Source organism: Petrotoga sp. 9PW.55.5.1 (assembly GCF_003265365.1).
Classification (GTDB): domain Bacteria; phylum Thermotogota; class Thermotogae; order Petrotogales; family Petrotogaceae; genus Petrotoga.
In genome coordinates this window covers 1-4056 of sequence record NZ_AUPM01000068.1, presented here as the reverse complement: position 1 = coordinate 4056, position 4056 = coordinate 1, and the positions used below count along the sequence as shown (strand labels likewise).

4 protein-coding genes are annotated in these 4056 nt (G+C 31.0%); all 4 read left to right on the top strand.

The genetic code is table 11. The features are described 5' to 3' along the window. The first annotated feature begins 184 nt into the window (after positions 1-184). The 4 genes from PW5551_RS09790 to PW5551_RS09780 all read left to right on the top strand — a co-directional run bounded on the left by PW5551_RS09790 (position 185) and on the right by PW5551_RS09780 (position 3643). On the top strand, positions 185-1132 hold the full coding sequence (locus PW5551_RS09790) for an ABC transporter ATP-binding protein (RefSeq protein WP_158526183.1): 948 nt from the start codon (positions 185-187) through the stop codon (positions 1130-1132). Beyond that, a complete protein-coding gene (locus tag PW5551_RS09785; protein ID WP_113075591.1) occupies positions 1122-1874 on the top strand; it encodes an ABC transporter permease in 753 nt (250 codons plus the stop codon). The genes PW5551_RS09790 and PW5551_RS09785 overlap by 11 nt, the downstream gene beginning before the upstream one ends. 218 nt (positions 1875-2092) lie before the next feature. Beyond that, positions 2093-2266: a hypothetical protein gene (locus PW5551_RS10230; protein ID WP_158526182.1), complete on the top strand. Its 174-nt coding sequence runs from the start codon at positions 2093-2095 to the stop codon at positions 2264-2266. 99 nt (positions 2267-2365) lie between these two features. After that, the gene (locus tag PW5551_RS09780; RefSeq protein WP_113075590.1) at positions 2366-3643 is read left to right on the top strand and encodes an MFS transporter; all 1278 of its coding nucleotides are present in this window, start codon (positions 2366-2368) and stop codon (positions 3641-3643) included. The last annotated feature ends 413 nt before the right edge of the window (positions 3644-4056 follow it).

The following is a 4056-nucleotide window of genomic DNA, read 5'->3' as shown; positions in this document are numbered from 1 at the left end:
GGTGGTGTGAAAATGTGAAAAAGCTTTTTATGGTGAAGCTTATCCTGAATATGTACGATTGACAACTCTTCAAAAGCTCAACAATGATGTTCAACTAAAAGAAACATATTCATGTTTATAATATTTTTAACACATTTAAATAAACAAAAGGAAATCTAAAATCAAAATTAAGGAGTGATCAATTTTGCCAGTTTTAGAGGTCCAAAATCTGTACAAAAGATATAGAAACGGGAAGGTGGCTAATAGAAATATCAATCTTTCAATGGACAATTCAGAATTATTACTTCTTATGGGGCCAAATGGGGCTGGAAAGACTACACTTGTAAGACAGATATCTGGTTTAATAACTATAACTTCGGGATTTATCAAGGTGTGTGGTATCGACGTTTCAAAAAACCCAAAACGGATTAAAGAAATGATTGCATACAAACCTCAGACACTTTCAGGACTAAGTGAGCTCACTTTCTATGAAGCTCTTTTATTCTTTGGACAACTTAGAAAGTTTGAAAAATCACTTTTGGCTAATAGAATAGAAGAAATTGTTAACTCTTTAAAATTATCTAAAATAGTTGATGTTCGTGTTGATAGATTGTCGGGTGGCTATCGTCAGCTTCTTGCTGTTGCTTTAGCACTTTTGCCAGAAACTCCACTGATTGTGCTTGATGAACCTTCAGCAGGCTTAGATCCAGAGCATAGATATTTAGTTTGGAATCAGATACATAAACTTCAAAAAAAAGGATGTTCTATACTTATTACTTCTCACAATCTTGAGGAATTGGAAAGCCATATAGATCGTTTTGCAATAATTGTCGATGGAGAAATTGTTAAAGAAGGTTATTTGCAAGAATTTATAGAAAAAAGTTCAACAAAGAGAGGCTTTTCTATACAAGTACGTCCTTTATATGGTAAAGAAAATGAAGTTAGAAAAATCTTTAATCAATGGGATTTTTTTGTTGAAAATGATGGACAAGATCGATGGATCACAGCAAAAATAGATACATCAAAAAATCTGAATTTAGAGAAATGTATACTTGAACTATCTTCAATAACAAAAAAGATTGAAATCAAAAGTGGGAGTCTTGAAGAATACTATATAGAAGCGGTACAGGAGAGTGAGAAACATGAAGATTAAAGAATTATTTAAAGATACATTGTTGTTGTTCAAAGTATTTTTAAGAAGTATTAGATTTTGGGGCCCTTTCACTTATACTCTGTCTATAGTTTTTCCATGTCTGCTTTTATTTTTTTTAATAATGAATTTAGGCCCCTTAGCCCAGGAAAGACTGCCCTATCTTATTAGTGGTTCTCTACTTGCTGGAGTAATAAGCATATCCGTAACAAGTTTAGGGCAATATCTTGTTCAACTAAGACTTTCTGGAGGATTTGAAATTTTCCGTACTCTTCCAATACAAGGTTTTTCTCTGGTAGTTGGAATAGTACTTTATTATTTAGCATTGCAACTTCCTGTGTTTATAATATTTTTTATTATAATGCCTTTTTTGGGAATTGTCAATTTTTTGAATGTATACTTTTTTCTATCCATAATAATATCTATTTTTTCTTTGATTCCAATCGGTGCTTTCATAGGTCTTTATTCTAAAAGGTATGAGCAAGGAACAGTTCTTAGTGTAGCTTTGAGTTTCCTTATGTATATGTGTGCACCAGTGTATTTCCCGTTGGAACAAATGCCTCAACCACTTCAATTAATGGCTAAATTCATTCCAACTACTTATTTGGCGAATAATCTTAGAACTTCCATGTTAGGTCAAGTAGAAGTAAGTCAATATCTTTTAAATTTCTTAATAATATTACCTTTAGTAATCTTGCTTTATGTGCTTATGGGAAAACGTTTAAAATTAGTTACCGATGAGTAAGAAGGCAGATAAGTAAAAGGACAATTCTTTAAGACCTTTTGCTTTAACTGGAGTATTAGCAACTATATTTCCTTTGCAAAATATTTTTATAGTTTTTGGAATTATATGTAGCATAATGAGGCTAATGTATATATTTATCCCTATTCGATAAAAAAACAAGAAATAGTGGTGACCTAATTTTCTATGATGCTGATAATGATTCCACAATAGATCACGTGATGCTATATGATAAAATAGATTCTGAAGGAAATATTTGGGTTTGGGATGCAGTATATAAAATAAATGAAACGCTAATAAACAAAGTATCATACAGAAAAGCTACAGAAATATTTGACAAAAATCCAAAATATGGAAGGCCATTAAAAGTTGTAATAACAAATCGTTTTTTTTAATTAATTGATGTAAAATTTATCTAAAATAAAAGGAGTTGCTAAAAATGAGCAAAAAAGATTACTCACAACAGATGAAACGAAAAAAGTTTTAAAAAATTCATGATAATCTGGAGTGGACAATTCCTTTCTATCATAGGTTCGGGACTTTCTGCCTTTGGACTTAGTGTGTGGATATTCGAAAAAACAGGAAGCGCTACACCATTTGCAATGTCTTTTTTATTCAATACTCTCCCTCGAATATTATTTGCACCTATGGCTGGTTCATTTGCAGATAGAAAGAATAGAAAAGTTATTATAATATTCACTGACTCTGTTGATGCTTTTTTAAAAATTTTAATGGCTTTGATTCTTTTATCGAATAATATGTCAATATGGATGATATATATTTTCCTTTTCTTATCTTCTCTTCTTTCAACATTTCAAGGGCCGGCTTTCAGTGCGTCAATTCCAATGATTGTTCCTAAAAAAAATCTTAGTAGAGCCAATGGCCTTTCGCAACTCACTTTTGCTGCTCAAAATATGCTGTCCCCTATAATGGCAGGAGCTTTATATCCTATCGTAGGCCTTAAAGGGCTTTTAATAATAGATTTTGCTACTTACTTTTTTGCGATCTTTACAATTCTCTTTCAAAAAATCCCACAACCTGAAATTAAAAAAGCTACTAGTAGATTTCTAAAGACATCTCTAAAAGATTTTGCTTTCGCATGGAATTATATTCGTGAGAAAAAAGGATTCCTTAGTCTAATGATGGCTTTTTCTGTTCTAAATTTTATAGCCAATCTGTCTTTGATTCTGTTAGGACCTTTAATTTTATCTAATTATAATACAGCAATTTATGGACTTGTTCAAACATTTTATGGTTCTGCAATGGTTTTAGGAGGATTCATAGCAAGCGTACTTCCAAATAATAATCAAAAAGTAAAAAGTATGTTCTTATTATTAATAATTTCAGGTATTGGATTGTCCATTTCAGGGATACTTCCTTATTGGTACATTGTTGCATTAGGTTTTTTCATTTTCATGTTGCCTGTTCCATATACTAATACCCTTTTATTTTCTCTAGTGCAAATTAAGATAGAACCCGAGGTACTTGGAAGAGTTGGTTCATTAATGGATGCGATATTAAGACTTGTAACTCCTTTGGCAGCCATTTTAGCAGGTCCTTTAGCTGATAATATTTTTGAACCTCTTATGTCAGAGAATGGGGCATTAGCTAACTCAATTATAGGTAATTTGATAGGAGTTGGAACAGGAAGGGGTATAGGACTTATTTTTATAGTTTGTGGTTTCTCTCTTGTAATTACATGCATATTTATGCTTCTTAATAAAAATGTCAATTCTATTGAAAAAAGGCTTCCAGATTATATTGAAGAATGAATAGATTGAAAATCAAAGAAATAATATTCTTGCTTGAAGAAAATCCTGAAGGTGGTTACAATGTTAACAAGCTATATTCATTCACTTTTTGCTTTTTAATCAACTATATTGTAACTATCATCAAAAAAGAGAAAGCGAAAACAGAGCATAAAACATGATAAAAAACATCTTAATTAAAGTTTACATAAGCTTTTTTGAGCTAATCTCTGAAAATATATTCCAATCTATATTTGAGGCCAATAAAAAAATCGCTTGAAAATCATATAGAAAACGGTATGATAAAAATAGTGAAAGGTCTTTTGAGTTTTTAAGAGAAAAGTGTTACTCATTACATATCAAAATTAGTACTGATTGGATTTGAATAAAGCAGGGTAAGTATAATCAAAATACTTCCCTTCTTTATCTCCAAAGTC